The 16,529-nt window shown below is 42.1% G+C and carries 20 protein-coding genes; all 20 read left to right on the forward strand.

The features are described from left to right. Positions 1 to 47: 47 nt before the first annotated feature. The 20 genes from mtrB (at position 48) to DV702_RS03530 (ending at position 16,523) form a co-directional block, all read left to right on the forward strand. Positions 48 to 269, forward strand: coding sequence for a trp RNA-binding attenuation protein MtrB (gene mtrB, locus DV702_RS03435; RefSeq protein ID WP_085428802.1), 222 nt, complete (start codon positions 48 to 50; stop codon positions 267 to 269). Positions 270 to 300: 31 nt separating this feature from the next. After that, the gene (locus DV702_RS03440) at positions 301 to 1,032 is read left to right on the forward strand and encodes a heptaprenyl diphosphate synthase component 1 (RefSeq protein ID WP_114923481.1); all 732 of its coding nucleotides are present in this window, start codon (positions 301 to 303) and stop codon (positions 1,030 to 1,032) included. 16 nt (positions 1,033 to 1,048) lie between these two features. After that, on the forward strand, positions 1,049 to 1,744 hold the full coding sequence (locus DV702_RS03445; RefSeq protein ID WP_114923482.1) for a demethylmenaquinone methyltransferase: 696 nt from the start codon (positions 1,049 to 1,051) through the stop codon (positions 1,742 to 1,744). Positions 1,745 to 1,770: 26 nt separating this feature from the next. Beyond that, positions 1,771 to 2,745: a polyprenyl synthetase family protein gene (locus DV702_RS03450; protein ID WP_114925820.1), complete on the forward strand. Its 975-nt coding sequence runs from the start codon at positions 1,771 to 1,773 to the stop codon at positions 2,743 to 2,745. A 157-nt stretch (positions 2,746 to 2,902) separates the two neighbouring features. Continuing rightward, positions 2,903 to 3,349: a nucleoside-diphosphate kinase gene (gene ndk, locus DV702_RS03455; protein ID WP_114923483.1), complete on the forward strand. Its 447-nt coding sequence runs from the start codon at positions 2,903 to 2,905 to the stop codon at positions 3,347 to 3,349. Positions 3,350 to 3,465: 116 nt separating this feature from the next. After that, the gene (locus DV702_RS03460; protein ID WP_114923484.1) at positions 3,466 to 4,236 is read left to right on the forward strand and encodes a CheR family methyltransferase; all 771 of its coding nucleotides are present in this window, start codon (positions 3,466 to 3,468) and stop codon (positions 4,234 to 4,236) included. Between the two features lie 26 nt (positions 4,237 to 4,262). Then, positions 4,263 to 5,444, forward strand: coding sequence for a chorismate synthase (gene aroC, locus DV702_RS03465; RefSeq protein ID WP_114923485.1), 1,182 nt, complete (start codon positions 4,263 to 4,265; stop codon positions 5,442 to 5,444). Between the two features lies 1 nt (position 5,445). Beyond that, positions 5,446 to 6,552: a 3-dehydroquinate synthase gene (gene aroB, locus DV702_RS03470; RefSeq protein ID WP_114923486.1), complete on the forward strand. Its 1,107-nt coding sequence runs from the start codon at positions 5,446 to 5,448 to the stop codon at positions 6,550 to 6,552. Then, positions 6,549 to 6,914, forward strand: coding sequence for a chorismate mutase (gene aroH / locus DV702_RS03475; protein ID WP_114923487.1), 366 nt, complete (start codon positions 6,549 to 6,551; stop codon positions 6,912 to 6,914). Before aroB ends, aroH begins: the two co-directional genes overlap by 4 nt. 29 nt (positions 6,915 to 6,943) lie before the next feature. Further along, on the forward strand, positions 6,944 to 8,035 hold the full coding sequence (gene hisC / locus DV702_RS03480; protein WP_114923488.1) for a histidinol-phosphate transaminase: 1,092 nt from the start codon (positions 6,944 to 6,946) through the stop codon (positions 8,033 to 8,035). Positions 8,036 to 8,047: 12 nt separating this feature from the next. Next, on the forward strand, positions 8,048 to 9,160 hold the full coding sequence (locus tag DV702_RS03485; RefSeq protein WP_114923489.1) for a prephenate dehydrogenase: 1,113 nt from the start codon (positions 8,048 to 8,050) through the stop codon (positions 9,158 to 9,160). Between the two features lie 29 nt (positions 9,161 to 9,189). Next, positions 9,190 to 10,485: a 3-phosphoshikimate 1-carboxyvinyltransferase gene (aroA, locus tag DV702_RS03490; protein ID WP_114923490.1), complete on the forward strand. Its 1,296-nt coding sequence runs from the start codon at positions 9,190 to 9,192 to the stop codon at positions 10,483 to 10,485. 27 nt (positions 10,486 to 10,512) lie between these two features. Further along, positions 10,513 to 11,778 (forward strand): tetratricopeptide repeat protein, encoded by a 1,266-nt coding sequence (locus tag DV702_RS03495; RefSeq protein WP_114923491.1) that lies wholly within the window; start codon positions 10,513 to 10,515, stop codon positions 11,776 to 11,778. Position 11,779: 1 nt separating this feature from the next. Continuing rightward, on the forward strand, positions 11,780 to 12,328 hold the full coding sequence (locus tag DV702_RS03500; RefSeq protein ID WP_114923492.1) for a ReoY family proteolytic degradation factor: 549 nt from the start codon (positions 11,780 to 11,782) through the stop codon (positions 12,326 to 12,328). Between the two features lie 84 nt (positions 12,329 to 12,412). Further along, positions 12,413 to 12,862 (forward strand): DUF2487 family protein, encoded by a 450-nt coding sequence (locus DV702_RS03505; RefSeq protein WP_162805702.1) that lies wholly within the window; start codon positions 12,413 to 12,415, stop codon positions 12,860 to 12,862. A 220-nt stretch (positions 12,863 to 13,082) separates the two neighbouring features. Beyond that, positions 13,083 to 13,586 (forward strand): Rieske (2Fe-2S) protein, encoded by a 504-nt coding sequence (locus DV702_RS03510; protein WP_114923494.1) that lies wholly within the window; start codon positions 13,083 to 13,085, stop codon positions 13,584 to 13,586. Positions 13,587 to 13,608: 22 nt separating this feature from the next. After that, positions 13,609 to 14,283, forward strand: a complete 675-nt coding sequence (qcrB, locus tag DV702_RS03515) for a menaquinol-cytochrome c reductase cytochrome b subunit (RefSeq protein WP_081244540.1) — start codon at positions 13,609 to 13,611, stop codon at positions 14,281 to 14,283. A gap of 51 nt (positions 14,284 to 14,334) precedes the next feature. Next, positions 14,335 to 15,102: a menaquinol-cytochrome c reductase cytochrome b/c subunit gene (locus DV702_RS03520; protein ID WP_114923495.1), complete on the forward strand. Its 768-nt coding sequence runs from the start codon at positions 14,335 to 14,337 to the stop codon at positions 15,100 to 15,102. Between the two features lie 81 nt (positions 15,103 to 15,183). Further along, a complete protein-coding gene (locus DV702_RS03525; protein WP_114923496.1) occupies positions 15,184 to 15,789 on the forward strand; it encodes a lipoprotein heptaprenylglyceryl N-acetyltransferase LhaT in 606 nt (201 codons plus the stop codon). A 59-nt stretch (positions 15,790 to 15,848) separates the two neighbouring features. Continuing rightward, positions 15,849 to 16,523 carry a zinc metallopeptidase gene (locus DV702_RS03530; RefSeq protein WP_114925821.1) on the forward strand — a complete coding sequence of 225 codons (675 nt, stop codon included), beginning with the start codon at positions 15,849 to 15,851 and terminating at the stop codon, positions 16,521 to 16,523. Positions 16,524 to 16,529: the final 6 nt, after the last annotated feature.

A 16,529-nucleotide genomic window follows, 5' to 3' on the forward strand; every position in this document is an offset into this window, starting at 1 on the left:
GATTTATATGCTATCATTAAGACCATATAGAGACTGGAGATGCGAAAATGACACAACCTGATTATCTAATTATCAAAGCGAAAAAAGATGGAGTCAATGTCATTGGACTCACGCGAGGGAATGACACAAAATTTCACCATACCGAGAAACTAGACCGGGGAGAAGTCATGATCGCGCAGTTCACCGAGCATACGTCCGCCATCAAAATTCGGGGTGAAGCTGAAATCCATACAGCTCATGGAGTAGTTTCGAGCGAAGAAAAAGAATGACCGGCGAAGGCTGACGGAATGGAGCGTACTGATGGAAACACAAGGATTCAATGACTCAATCGACAATTATATAGAAAACTTGCGACGCGCTATTTACCAGCCGATTGTCGAACGTGATGTAGGTCATGTTACGATTGATAGAAGAAAAGCGACCATACTTTTGCTGCCGTTGTTAAACGGTGAACAATGGACTGATGAAATGCACACAGCAGCGTTAGCGATCGGCGCGATTCATACTGCATTTGACATTCATGATCAGATCGACATAGACAACGCTTCTACGAAAGAACAGCAGTTGATGGTTCTTGCTGGAGATCATTTTAGTGGAATCCATTACAAACTATTGGCTTCCATTCCTAACTTCCATCTCATCCGTTCTTTATCTGCCGCCATCGGTAAGATCAATGAATGTAAAACGACATTGTTGCAATCACCGCCTCACTCACAAGAAGAACGTCTAGCGTTGATCAGTGAAGTGGAAAGCGGATGTATTATAGAGTTTTTCCATACGTTTGGTTTTACTCGTTATGCAGCAATGGTAGAAACGTTATTCCCGTTACTATGGCTGCTCGATAGTAAGCAACGAGACGTTACGGATGTGAAGTTTCCGCATCTCAAACTTGCAACAGCAGATGCAGAACAATGGATTGAGCGGTTCCAACAAAACATGAACGACAGATTACAAAATAGTTTTTTCTTACATAAACCTGTCATTAACGAAGTAGTAGGAATGTTTGAACGTGGAGAAAGCAAACTGATCTAGAAAGAAGGGGCAAAACGTGTCGATCTCAAAAGAAGAAAAAGTTCATAATGTCTTTGAAAAGATTTCAACAGATTATGATAAAATGAATTCGGTCATCAGTTTTAATCAGCATATTAAATGGCGCAATGATATTATGGTTCGTATGAATGTACAACCAGGTGCGAAGGCATTGGATGTTTGTTGTGGTACAGGTGATTGGACAGTAGCGCTCGCTGAAGCGGCAGGACCTACGGGTGAGGTAGTTGGGCTAGATTTCAGTGCCAACATGCTGGACTCTGCTAGACCAAAAACAAAACCGTATCCAAATCTAACGTTAATTCAAGGAAATGCAATGGTACTGCCATTTCCGGATAACTCCTTCGATTACGTGACGATTGGCTTTGGATTGCGTAATGTACCGGATTACTTAACTGTTTTACAAGAAATGAGACGGGTATTGAAGCCTGGAGGTATGGCTGTTTGTTTAGAAACATCACAGTCTAAAATTCCGGTGTATCGCCAAGCGTTCCGTTTTTATTTTAAATATATTATGCCGTTATTTGGTAAGTTGTTTGCGAAAAGTTATAAAGAATATTCATGGCTTCAAGAATCAGCAAATGATTTTCCGGGGATGAAAGAGCTTGCGCAGCTATTCGTCGATGCGGGCTATCAAGAAGTTTCGTATAAGTCATATAGTGGCGGTGCGGCGGCGGGCCATATCGCATACAAATAATGAGTACACGGGAGAAGGTAATGGGTTTGGAAAAAATTAAGTTAATGTCACTTTATACGGATTTCCGCAAAGATGTGGCTTATATTGAAAAAGAGCTTGAGCGTTCCGTGCAATCTTCTTCTCCCATTGTCCGTAAAGCGTCTTTGCATTTATTGAAAGCAGGAGGGAAAAGAATTCGGCCGATCTTCGTTATTTTGGCAGCGCAGTTCGGGCGGTACTCTCTTGAAAATGTAGCGAAAGTTGCGGTGTCTCTGGAATTGATCCATATGGCATCACTCGTCCATGATGACGTAATCGACGATTCAGACATGCGCCGGGGCTTGGAGACAGTTAAAGCAAAATGGAATAACCGAGTAGCAATGTATGCCGGTGATTTTATCTTTTCTCGCGCGCTGACATCCATTGGCGACATTGAGAAAGAATCTGTACATAGAATTTTGGCAGAAACGATGCTTGAAATATGTAAAGGGGAAATCATTCAAATTGACTTCCAACAACAAACAGATCAAAATTTACGCGATTATTTGAAACGGATCAAACGCAAAACTGCGCTGCTCCTAGCGTCTAGTTGTGAACTGGGTGCATTGAGTACAGATGCGGACGCTGTGACCGTGCAGAAACTCAGAAGATATGGTTATTTCACGGGTATGGCTTTTCAAATCATTGATGATATCCTGGATATTACATCAACAGACTCTGAACTCGGCAAACCGGCAGGCAGTGACTTATTGAACGGTCATATTACGTTGCCTATACTATACATAAAAGATGATGCGGAGTTTATACCCTATATGGAACGTGCGTTTACAGGTCAGATGGCGGAATCCGATCGTCAAAACATGCTACGTTATATCCGGCAGAGCGGGGCACTGGAAAAAGCTCAACATGTCAGTAACCTATACTTGGCAAAAGCGTTAAAAGAACTGGAAGACCTCCCTGGGGGCAAGTCAAAGAAAGCGCTAATCCAAATTGCAGACTTTATCGGCCAACGAAAATATTAATGAGAAGCGCTGCCGTTTTTACATCAACTCTAAGAGATCGGACGTAGTTTGTATAACTTTTCCGTGTCTTCCTCAATAATAGTTGAAAGAAAAAGGCGTCAATGGTACGATTTAAAAGGGTAATTTCCCTATAGATAGATGAAGGAGTGTTTGACAGATGGAAAGAACATTTATTATGGTAAAGCCAGACGGCGTACAACGTAACCTAATTGGTGAAATCGTTGGTCGTTTCGAAAACAAAGGATATCAATTAGTTGGTGGGAAATTGATGAATATTTCTAAAGAACTTGCTGAGCAACATTACGGAGAGCATAGTGAACGTCCATTCTTCGGAGAACTTGTAGAATTCATCACTTCTGGACCGGTATTCGCAATGGTTTGGGAAGGCGAGAATGTCATCTCTACTGCACGCCTAATGATGGGTGCTACGAATCCAACAGAATCTGCTCCTGGAACAGTCCGTGGAGATTTCGCTGTAACGGTAGGTAAGAATATTATACACGGTTCGGATTCATCTGAGTCAGCAAGCCGCGAGATTAACTTGTTCTTCAAAGAGGAAGAGCTTGTGACTTATGACAAATCAGTGAACAACTGGATTAACTAATTACCAAAAACAGCCGAGCGAATTTCGCGTGGCTGTTTTTCTTATACATACGAGTCGGCTTTTCCGCTATAATAGGAACGTACATAGAAAGATAGCGTTATGAGGAGGGTCAATACATGTCTGATTATTCGATACTGATTCAGGGGATAAAGAAGAAGACTGGCATCGATTTGTCTTTGTATAAAGAAGCGCAGATGAAACGCCGGCTCACCTCTTTATATGAAAAAAAAGGCTATCGCGATTTTAAAGAATACTTTCAAGCGATTCAAACAGATAAAAGCTTGTTAGATGAATTCTTGGACCGCATGACGATTAATGTGTCAGAATTTTACCGCAATGCTGTCCGCTGGAATGTTTTGGAGAAGAAGATCTTTCCACAACTTCTAGAGAAAAACAGACGTCTGAAAATTTGGAGTGCGGCTTGCTCAACAGGAGAAGAACCGTACTCACTGGCAATGGTCTTGTCGTCCCATGTACCGCTACGTGATATTTCGATCACTGCAACCGATTTAGACGTAGGAGTGCTAGAACGTGCCAAAGTAGGCTTATACGGTGAACGCTCTCTTAAAGAGGTGCCGAAACCAATTGTAGCAAAATATTTCATTAAAGAAGGTCAATCCTATCAAGTCGTAGATGATATTAAAAGAACAGTAACTTTCAAACAGCACAATTTACTGGAAGATCGATACGATACGAATTATGACTTGATTGTATGTCGCAACGTAATGATTTACTTTACTGAGGAAGCAAAAGATTTAATTTACACCAACTTTTCAAAAGCGTTAAAACCAGGCGGGATTTTGTTTGTAGGAAGTACAGAACAAATCTTTAATCCTGAAAAATATAATTTTGAATCAGTAGATACGTTTTTTTATCGAAAGAAATAATACATTATTCAAGGAGTGAATGGGACATGCGGTATTTTACAGCTGGAGAATCACACGGTCCGCAACTGACTGCAATTATCGAAGGATTACCTGCACAGATGGAACTTACAGCAGAAATGATCAATAGTGAATTAAAAAGAAGACAAGGCGGACATGGTAGAGGCCGTCGTATGCAAATCGAGAAAGATCGCGTCGAAATCACTTCTGGCGTACGTCATGGGAAAACGCTTGGATCACCTGTTACATTGACAGTAGTAAATGATGATTGGAAACACTGGACAGGAATTATGGGAGTAGAACCACTTCCAGAAGACGTGAATCCTGAAGACGTGAAGCGTCAAATTACTAGACCGCGTCCGGGTCATGCAGATTTGGTCGGTGGCATGAAATACGGTCATCGCGACTTGCGGAATGTACTGGAACGCTCTTCGGCACGTGAAACGACAATGCGTGTGGCGATCGGCGCTGTTGCTAAACAATTTTTGCGCCAATTAGGAATCGAAACAGTGGCGCATGTAACGGAAATCGGTGGAATTGAAACAGATCCTGCGACATATGCCGAGTTATCTATGGAAGATTTGCGTGCGATTGTAGAAGAAGATGCGGTGTACTGCGCAGATAAAGAAGCATCTGCAAAAATGACTGCAGCAATTGATGATATTAAAAAACGCGGCGATACACTTGGTGGAGTAGTAGAAGTTATCATTGAAGGCTGTCCTCCTGGAATTGGCAGCTATGTACAGTTCGATCGTAAAATGGACGGCAAACTAGCAGGCGCTATGATGAGTATCAATGCGTTCAAAGGAGTAGAAATTGGACTGGGCTTCGATATGGCAAAAATGCCTGGAAGTGAAGTCCATGATGAAATTAGTTGGAATGAAGAATTGGGTTACTACCGTAAATCCAATCGTTTAGGTGGATTAGAGGGCGGAATGACGACAGGTATGCCGATCGTCGTTCGCGGTGTGATGAAACCTATTCCGACGTTGTATAAACCACTTGAAAGTGTAGATATTGATACGAAAGAATCGTTCGTAGCGACTATTGAGCGTTCAGATCCTTGTGCTGTTCCCGCAGCATCTGTTGTAGCGGAGCATGTCATTGCGACAGAAATGGCAAAAGCGATTATGGATGAATTCCGTTCAGATACAATGGATGGTCTCCAAAAAGATATCGAACAATATAGACAATACGTAAAGGAGTTTTAAGATGGAAAAGTTAACAGTTTCCGTCCGCGATCACCAGTACGACGTCTATGTAGGTTCTAAAACATATGAACTGTTTGCTACACAATACGCGGATTTACTGAAAAGTACAGACAAAATTGGGATTATTGCAGATGCCCATGTGGCAGAATTGCATTTACCTTTGCTTCAGGAGGCATTGGCACGATCAGGTCGTGAAGTATCAGTTAAAATTGTCCCCGGTGGAGAAAGCTGTAAAATGCCCGAAGTATATGTAGCGTGTCAATCCTTCTTTCTTCAAGAAGGGTTTACGCGAAACTCGCTTTTAATTGCCTTTGGTGGCGGTGCAGTCGGTGATTTGACCGGTTTTGTAGCGGCAACGTTCATGAGAGGGATACGTTTTATCCAATGCCCGACAACGGTGCTTGCGCATGACAGTGCGGTAGGAGGTAAAACAGCGATCAATATGCCGGAAGGAAAAAATATGGTCGGATCTTTTCATCAGCCGTCCGCGGTGTTATTTGATACGGATGTTTTTCAAACATTGCCAGCCTCTGAAATGCGTTCAGGCATGGCGGAACTCGTCAAGCATGCATTTATTTCAGATGCACAATGGACGGAAGCGTTGCTTAAGGAGGAACAGTTTTCTGCCCCATCAATCAAATGGCTAGAACCGCAACTAGTGCGTGGTATCGGCGTAAAAGCGAAAATTGTTGGAGAAGATGAGTTTGAACATTCGACACGTAAATTTCTGAATTTCGGTCATACATTCGGTCATGCAGTAGAGGCGGCATCAGGTTTTGGCAGTTTAAGTCATGGAGAGTGTGTCATGATCGGCATGGGCTATGCTTTTTTATTAAGTGAAAAGCATGGCGAGCTACCTGCTGATTTCACAAACCGTTATTTGAAATTCGCTACACGTAATGGCTATACATTCGATCCGGTATTCAACTACAGTTTTGATGAATTATTGTCCTATATGCAAAAAGATAAGAAAGCTTCATTTGGAAAAATGAACTTTGTCTTGCTGAAACAGCTCGGTCAACCGTTTGTGAAAGAAATCAGTGCAGAAGAATGCTTACAAGTATTTAATGAATTCAAATTAAAAATTGAAAGTGAGGGGATCGTATGAGCGTTCGAGGAATTAGAGGAGCAACAACTGTAGAAAAAGATGATGCGCAGGAAATATTGCAGGCCACAGAAGAACTCGTGTTAGAAATGGCAGAAGCTAATCAATTTTCACCGGAAGAAATCGGCTCCGTCATTGTTTCTACCACTGTAGACGTCAAAGCGGCATTCCCCGCAAAAGCGATCCGTTCGATTGAAGGGTGGACGTACGTACCGGTCATGTGCACACATGAAATCGATGTACCAGGCTCGATGCGTAAATGTATTCGAGTCATGATGAACGTGAACACTGCGACACCACAAAATGAAATTCAACATATTTACCGCAACAATGCAGTGCAGTTACGACCTGATTTGCAAAAATAAGTAACCTGTTACGAGGAGGAGCAATCCTAATGAATTGGAAGCCTATCTTATCCACCATGAAGCCTTACGCACCAGGGCGTTCTATCGCCGAAGTGAAACGTACATACGGTCTTCAAGAAGTAAATAAACTAGCATCAAATGAAAACCCTTATGGATCATCACCGGAAGTTGCAAAGTTTTTACAGTCACGGGCAGACCAATTTGAAATGTACCCGGACGTCTATACTTCGGGGTTACGTACAAATCTCTCAAAGCATCACGGAGTTGATCCTGAGGAATTATTAATTAGTAACGGTTCAGATGAAATGGTGACGATTATATCAAGGGCTCTATTACAACCAGGTACCAATACGGTGATGGCATCTGTAACGTTTCCACAATATGCACATAACGCCAAAATTGAAGGTGCAGAAATACGAGAAGTGGCGATGCTTGATACTGGTGATCATGATTTAGAAGGTTTTCTGCGAGTAGCAGATGAAAAGACTGCCATCATATGGGTTTGTAATCCAAACAACCCGACAGGTAACTTCCTCCCTAGTCACGTAATCAAAGACTTCTTGGATCGGGCGCCAAAAACAGCTCTTGTCGTGTTAGATGAAGCTTATTTTGAATTCGTTACTTCTGCGGAGCAAGGGAACGCGATGCAATGGATTCATGAATATGATAATTTACTCATTTCCCGCACATTCTCAAAAGCTTATGGATTGGCAAGTTTCCGTCTCGGCTATGCTGTCGCAAATAAAGATATTATTGCAGAGTTGAATAAAGTTCGAAATCCGTTCAATAGCAATACATTAGCGCTAGGAGCAGCTGAAGTGGCGCTTGCAGATCAGCAGTTTTTGCAAGAGTGTGTAACAAAAAATGAGACAGAGCGTAATCGTTATGTAGCTTACGCTAAAGAAAATGAACTGGCCATCTATCCTTCTGAAACAAACTTCGTCTTAATAGAAGTACCTATGGATGCGGATGAAGCATGTGAAGTCTTCTTGCGACATGGTTACATCGTTCGAAGTGGAAATTTACTCGGAACACCAGGATATGTCCGTATAACGATTGGAACAGAACAGCAAAACACGGGCTTATTTAAAGCGTTTGATGAAATAATTACTAACAAATAAGGATAGATGACAATGAAAACGACTGTAAGTATAATCGGACTGGGATTGATCGGTGGGTCTCTCGGTCTCGCATTGAAAAGAAATCCCGATGTTCACATTATCGGATTTGATCGTTCGTATGCAACTGCGGATGAAGCATTTCGCAGAGGGATTATTGATACAGTCGCACCTTCCGCAAAATCAGCCTGTGAGCAGGCTGACTTTGTTGTTTTTGCGACACCTGTCAATACGACGGTTCTACTATTTGAAGAAGCGGTCGATTGGAACTTTAAACAATCTGCAATCGTAACCGATACAGGCAGTACGAAAAAGCCCATCATGGATGCGGCTGTCAAACTCCAAGAAAAAGGTATTACATTTATCGGGGGGCATCCGATGGCGGGTTCTCACAAAAGTGGTGTATCCGCGGCAATGGAGCATCTCTTTGAAAATGCCTATTATATTTTGACACCCGCGTCCGATACTTCTGAAGAACAAATTTCTCTTTTAGAGACGTTATTTGAAGCGACAAAAGCGAAATTGATTGTTCTTCAAGCCGAAGAGCATGATCGTATGACTGCGATTATTAGCCATTTTCCGCATATCATTGCTTCTTCTTTGGTCGGCCGGTTAGCAGCGCAAGAAGAAGAACAGCCATTCGTCAAAAAGTTGGCAGCGGGTGGATTCCGTGATTTGACACGAATCGCTTCAGCTGATCCAGTAATGTGGCGTGACATAACGATTCAAAATAGAGAAGAACTTCTATCTCAAGTAGACGGGTGGCTTGATGAGATGACGAATATCCGTGAAATGCTCGTCGCCAATGATCCGGAACATATTTTTGATTTCTTTGCGCAGGCAAAAACTTACCGCGATCAACTACCTTCTACATATGAAGGAGCCGTTCAAGGAGCACTCTATATGACATTTGATTTGCATATTGATGTGCCTGACCATCCGGGGGTTATTTCTGAAATTACAAAAATACTTGCGGATGCAGACATCAGTTTGACGAATATTCGTATTGTAGAAACACGTACGGACGTGTACGGTATTTTAGTGATCAGCTTCCAATCTGCAACAGAGCGTAAACGGGCGCGACAAGTGCTGACGCAAGAAACCGACTACTCAATGCATGTACTATAAAAAGAGACAAGGTAAAGGAGGAGAGTAAGATGTCACAACAAAAGACGGTTTCATTTAAACGACCTGTCCTCCGTGGAACGTTGCAAGTACCAGGGGATAAATCTATTTCCCATCGCGCGGTTATGCTCGGATCGATTGCAACAGGAAAAACGACTATTACGGGATTCCTAGACGGTGAAGATTGTTTAAGTACGATTGGTATGTTCCAAAAATTAGGCGTAACGATTACGCGCGAAGGAACAAATGTAGTAGTAGAAAGCCCGGGAATTGCCAATTGGGAAACACCGACAGAACCACTTGACGCAGGAAATTCGGGAACAACGGCACGTCTCATGCTCGGCATTTTAGCAGGTGCATCCGTCACTTCAGAAATGTGTGGGGATCAATACTTATCCAAACGTCCGATGAAACGTGTAACAGATCCGCTAAGTATGATGGGTGCGGACATTACGAGCGAAGGACAGACGGACTATTTACCGCTTACTATCAAGGGTGCGATACTCCAAGCGATAGACTATAATATGCCAGTAGCTAGTGCACAAGTGAAATCAGCAATATTGCTTGCTGGTCTTCAAGCAAAAGGTATAACATCCGTCACGGAACAAGCAGTTTCACGTGATCATACAGAACGCATGCTTATGCAGTTTGGCGCTAAAGTAGAACAATCGGGTAAAACGATTCGTCTGCAAGGTGGACAGCAATTGACGGGGACTGACGTAGTCGTGCCTGGCGATATTTCATCTGCTGCATTTTTCATGGTAGCTGCTGCTATGGTGAAAGACAGTGAAGTCATCTTTGAAAAAGTCGGCTTGAATCCGACGAGAACAGGAATACTGGACGTATTACAATCGATGGGTGTCACTATTACCGTACTTGACGAAAAAGGCTTTTCGGGAGAGCGCTATGGAGATGTGAAAATACAGTATTCTCCATTACAAGCTACTGAAATAGGCGGTGATGTAATTCCTAGATTAATCGATGAATTACCTATACTGGCATTGCTTGCTACTCAAGCGGAAGGTCGTACGGTGATTAAAGATGCGGAAGAATTACGTGTCAAAGAAACGGATCGTATCGAGGCGGTCGCTACGGAGTTACGCAAATTGGGCGCAGTAATCGAGACGACTGAAGATGGAATGATTATTACCGGACCTACTCCTTTAACAGGCGGAACACTTCAATCATACGGAGATCATCGTCTAGGGATGATGGCCGCGATTGCAGGTTTGATTACGTCAGAGCCTATTCATATTGATAATCCTTCATGTATTGCTATTTCGTATCCGCATTTTTTCGAAGATCTTGCAAATCTTGTGAAACAGTAAAGTTCAATAGAAAGTTCAGGTGGAAGTATGAATTTATTGCAGGAAATGGAACAGCTTTTATTAGACGGGGATGCAGATTCTCTTCAAAATAAAATCCAAACACTTCAAGCAGAGCATGAATACGATGCATTATATGACGTAGCAAATCTTCTGATTGACTATGGGTTTCTTGGCCAGGCAGATGATATTTTTGCTCAATTATTGCTCGTTTTTCCAGATGAGGCACAATTGAAAATAGATCGTGCAGCAGCGTTACTTGAACTAGGAGAAGAGGACAACGCATTACTATTATTGACGGATATTAAAGAGGATGAAGAAGAATTTGTTCAAGCATTGTTGGCGCAAGCAGATTATTATCAAATGCTAGGTTTTGCGGAAACAGCACTCTCGAAAGTACGTGAAGCTTCCGCGTTGTTACCGCATGAGCCGGTCATTCAGTTAGCAGAGGCTGAATTGCTTCTCGAATCGGGACGTTACAGTGAAGCGGTACGACTGTATAACAAATTGCTGAAGACGAATGATGAACTGGCAGGTGTCAACATTTCTTCGCGTCTTGCAGAAGCTTACAGCGCAGGAGCTGCATACGAAGAAGCGATTCCTTTTTATGAGGAATTGCTTGCAAAAGAGACGAATCCAGAGGAACTATTCGGACTTGGTTTAGCTTACTTTCAAACAGAACGGTATTCGGAGGCAGTTAGTCGACTAGAGCAATTACTCGAAATGGATCCGGATTATTTTTCTGCGTATATGCTGGCTGGTCAAAGTTATGCCCAACAAAATGAAGACGAGCAAGCACTCCAATTATTCAAAAAAGGAATCGAACGGGATGCTTTTGATAAAGAGTTACATGTGGCGGCTGCTAAATCCGCTCTTAAATTACAACTACCTGATCAAGCGGAAAGCCATTTAAAAGAAGCGCTCGTGTTGGATCCTGAATATATCGATGCGCTCGTCACACTTGCTTCCCTTTACAATGAGCAAGAAAAAGACGAGGCGTTGCTTGAGTTATTGCAATACGCAGAAGCCGATCAACTCGAAATTCCTTTATTATATGCATTCTTTGCTTACGCGTATGAACGAACAGAAGATTATAGAAAAGCGTATGAAATGTATTTGAAAGCATATGATGGGATGAAGGAAGATGCGGACTTTTTGGATTTGTATGCTCGATTCTTATTGGAGGAAGGCAAATCATCCGAAGCATTGCCAGTCATTTTGCAACTAGTGAAAGTCGATCCGCAAGCAGAAGAATGGGTGGCATATATAGACGCACAATCTGAAGAGGGGGTATGAAATGAAGGCCATGGTTCCTGTAGCTGCCAAGAAAGAGTTTTTGAGGTGGTTTTTGAAACGCTATCGGTTAAAGCGGCGGGAATGTGTATGGATTTTAAATTATCTTCTTAGCAATGAGCATTTATTGACCAATGTGCACTTTACGGATGAGGCTCATCATTGTCCACGAGCCATGATTATTTCCACTACAGAAGTAGATAGTATCCCATTTCGCTTTTATAAAGGCAATTTGATGACTGCAGATGCGGAAAAATCCTTTCACGACTTACGTTTACACCCTGATGAGGATATGTTCATCCAATTGAATTTTAAAGACAGCAATAAATGTCCTGAATATGCGAGTGTCGCTGAGGAAAATCCGTACGTACCCGAAGATCTTTTGACAAAAAGAAAAGACCAAGAGCTCGCAGAACGTTTGCTCGAAGAAAGCTTTACGATCACAACAAAAGAAATGTTAAGCAAGCGGATTGATGATGCGCTCGACAAAGGGGATCGTGAACTTTTTATCAGTTTAACTGCGCTATTAAATGAAATGAAAAAAGACCAATGACTTCGCCATTTCGGTGAAGTCATTGGTTTGCGTTGAGTGATTGTATGCGCTACACTTTATAGAACACAGATGGGAGGAAGAGAAATGAATTGGGTACCAAAAGATGTAGATACATATATCAATCAAAAAGAGTATATTGACACAATCGTTGTACCGCTGATCTCCATCGATACACGAACGGAAACGATGAAAAATAGTGCATCATCTTCAGAGTTTCTTATGAATCTATCGATGTTTATAGAAAAGCAGTTCAAAGGTAGAATGATGTTCTTGCCACCCGTTTCTTATACACAATCGATGGATTTGCAACTGCTAGCAGATACGTTAGGAGAGGATTTAAAGGACTCTTCGTTTACCCATATTTTCTATCTCACTACAGATGCAAAATGGACGTCTGTAACTGTTGAAGGAAAAGTCGTTTGGTTACCATCTATACCGCTAGAGGCGATGGATGATCATTTACGTCAAACCATTTTAGAAGACCAACTAAGACAAGTGCTGACACATTTCATGGAGAAGTGGAATGTCCAGTAAATTTATTCACTCCTGCAAAGTTCTGAAGCACTTATTTGCGTAACATGAAAGCCCCATTCTCGTTTGTCACATAATCTTAATATTTGTTCACAAACTTATAGGCCAGCTAAAAGCATTATTGAATTTAGTTTCATATTGATATATCATAGATATGTCCTAGTATTACAATTAGCAAAAGAATGTCCGTGGGACTGACTTTGGAGTAAGAGGAGGGAAATTACTGATGAGCAATAAAGTGTCTAGACGCACGTTCCTAAGCTATACACTAATGGGAACTGGTGGGTTCATGGCCTCTGCTATGCTGATGCCAATGATTCGTTTCGCGATTGATCCTGTATTAGCAAGTACTGGTGGTTCGGATATGATTCCAACACCACAAAAAGCTGATGAATTAACAGAGACTCCTGTTCGCGTAGACTATACAATCAAAGATCGCCAAGACGCATGGTACACATCTGATGAATCTAACACAGCGTGGGTCTACAAAGAAGGCGACAAGGTCATAGCACTTTCTCCAGTCTGTAAACACTTAGGGTGTACAGTGAACTGGGAAGGGGACGAGCATAAAAACGAATTTTTCTGCCCATGTCACGCAGGACGTTACAAAAAAAATGGTGATAACATACCAGGAACACCGCCACTTGGACCACTTGATGAATATGAAGTGGAAGTCATTGACGGATTTGTCTATCTTGGTGGAACAATACCGAACACATTAGTCTAAAGGGTAAGGGGGTACGACCGCAGTGTTAAATAAAATTTATGATTGGGTGGATGAACGGTTAGATATCACTCCAATTTGGCGAGATATCGCTGACCATGAAGTACCTGAGCACGTAAACCCTGCACATCATTTTTCTGCATTCATCTATTGTTTCGGAGGTTTAACGTTCTTCGTAACGGTGATTCAAATTTTGTCTGGTATGTTCCTGACAATGTATTACACACCGGATATCGAAAACGCTTGGAAATCAGTTTTCTACCTTCAAAATGATGTTGCATTCGGTGAACTTGTGCGAGGGATGCACCACTGGGGAGCTTCACTAGTAATAGTTATGATGTTCCTACATACTTTGCGTGTATTCTTTACAGGGTCTTATAAGAAACCACGTGAGCTTAACTGGATCGTCGGCGTATTGATTTTCGTCGTTATGCTAGGTCTAGGATTCACGGGCTATCTATTGCCTTGGGATATGAAAGCACTATTTGCTACAAAAGTTGGGATTGAGATTGCCGCGTCAGTACCTTTCATCGGAGAGCAGATTAAAATTCTTCTCGCGGGTGACTCCACGATTCTAGGTGCACAGACGTTAACAAGATTCTTCGCGATTCATGTATTTTTCCTACCAGCTGCTTTGCTTGGGTTGCTTGCGGCACACTTTATCATGATCAGAAGACAAGGTATTTCCGGACCACTATAAGAACCAATTGTTTGGTTAGGGTCATCTGAAATTCAAGAAGGAGGGAATAACATGCACCGCGGTAAAGGGATGAAATTTGTTGGGGATTCGCGCATTAAAGCTTCAGGCAAAATGCCGAACGTACCTAAAGATTACTCAGAATATCCGGGTAAAACCGAAGCATTCTGGCCAAACTTTCTATTGAAAGAGTGGATGGTTGGATCGATTTTCCTAATCGGTTATCTAATCGTTACACTTGCACACCCGTCCCCGCTTGAGCGTCAAGCGGACCCGACGGATACAATGTATATACCGGTTCCAGACTGGTATTTCCTATTCATGTATCAGTTATTGAAATATGAATTCGCTTCCGGTCCATATAACGTGATCGGTGCGATCGTCATTCCAGGATTGGCAGTTATGGCATTAATGCTAGTTCCTTTCATGGATACAACGAAAGAAAGACGCCCACTTAAGCGTCCATTGCCAACAGGCTTTATGATTCTTTCATTCTTAGCGATTTTCTACTTAACTTGGGAATCTGTTGTCAACCACGACTGGGAAGCAGCAAAAGTTCAAGGTGCAATCGTTGGGGAAGTAGAGTTTGATGAAACAGCAGAAGGCTATGAGATCTATCAAGGTTCTTCTTGTATAGGCTGTCACGGTGATTCATTCCAAGGTGGACTTGGATTGCCATTGACCAATACAGGAATGACTGCGGATGAAATCATTGAAATCGCTCATGAAGGTCGTGGATCTATGCCTCCGGGTACATGGGATGGTTCAGATGAAGATCTTCAAGTACTAGCTGAGTTCATTGAAGGCTTAAATACGAAGTAAGAAAAAAGAGTCAGGAAACTGGCTCTTTTTTTCTTTCTATTCGTCCTATACATATAGACCAACAGAGGGAGGTTTGTGCTTTTGCGTGTATTATGGTCACAGTTATGGCTAGTGCTTTCCCACAAGTCATTTTTATGGCTTCTGCTCTTCATCAACATAATCGGTTCGGTCTACGGATATGATTGGTATATGTGGCAACTTGAAATTACGGAGCCGAAGTTTTGGATTTTTGTACCGGACAGTCCAACAGCTACTTTGTTTTTCTCGATCGCCATTATTGGCTGGTTACTTAATCGGAATTTCAAGCTAATGGAAGCACTTGCGTTGATTACGTTAGTAAAGTACGGCTTATGGGCAGTAGTGATGAACTTGCTGACGTTGATGGAAACAGGTTCGATTGGTGGAGAAGGTTGGATGTTGATCGGTTCACACTTTGCGATGGCTGTTCAAGGTGTTCTCTACTTGAAGAACTATCGATTCACCGGCTGGCATGTAGCGATTGCGGCGATTTGGACGTTGCATAATGATGTCATCGACTATGTATTCGGTCAAATGCCGATCTACCACGACTTAACAAAATACAGCCCTCAAATCGGATACTTTACATTTTGGTTATCGATCGTTTGTATAGTTCTTGCGATTTGGAGTGTCAAAGCTAGGCAATCAGAGCAACAGTTGAAACTGTAGTTAAAAGTTGCAGTTAGCAATCAAACATTATAAAATTGATAAAGAGAGAAAGGGGAGAGATCAACGTGTTCTGGATTTACTTTGGTTTCATTATATTGCTTCCTATCTATGCGCAATTTAAAGTAAAAAGCACATATAAGAAATATTCGAAAATACGTTCAACTTCCGGAATGACGGGCGCACAAGTAGCTCGACTAATTTTGGATCAAAATGGTTTACATGACGTAAAAGTAGTAGAGCAACAAGGATTTTTAACGGATCACTACAATCCGATGACGAAAGTAGTTGCTTTATCTACCAGCAACTACCATGATGCATCTGTAGCCGGTACTGCTGTTGCTGCACACGAAGTAGGTCACGCAATTCAAGATAAGGAAGCATATTCCTTCCTTCGTTTCCGCCACAGATTAGCACCTGTAGCGAGCTTGACTTCCAATGCGTCTTGGGTATTCATCATGATCGGTCTGATCTTTTCAAGCATGAATTCATTGCTTGGAATTGGTATCTTGCTAATGGCTGTCGGTGTATTATTCCAAGTCGTTACATTGCCGGTAGAGTTCAATGCATCATCCCGTGCGATGGATCAAATCGTACAGCTCGGAATTATCCGAAATGATGAAGAGCCACAAGCGAAAAAAGTACTGAGCGCAGCTGCGATGACATATGTCGCTGCTACAGCAGTAGCTGTATTGGAACTCGTACGTTTAGTGTTAATCTTCACAAATCGCGACTAACTCCTA

The sequence above is a fragment of the Sporosarcina sp. PTS2304 genome, from assembly GCF_003351785.1.
Taxonomy (GTDB): Bacteria; Bacillota; Bacilli; order Bacillales_A; family Planococcaceae; genus Sporosarcina.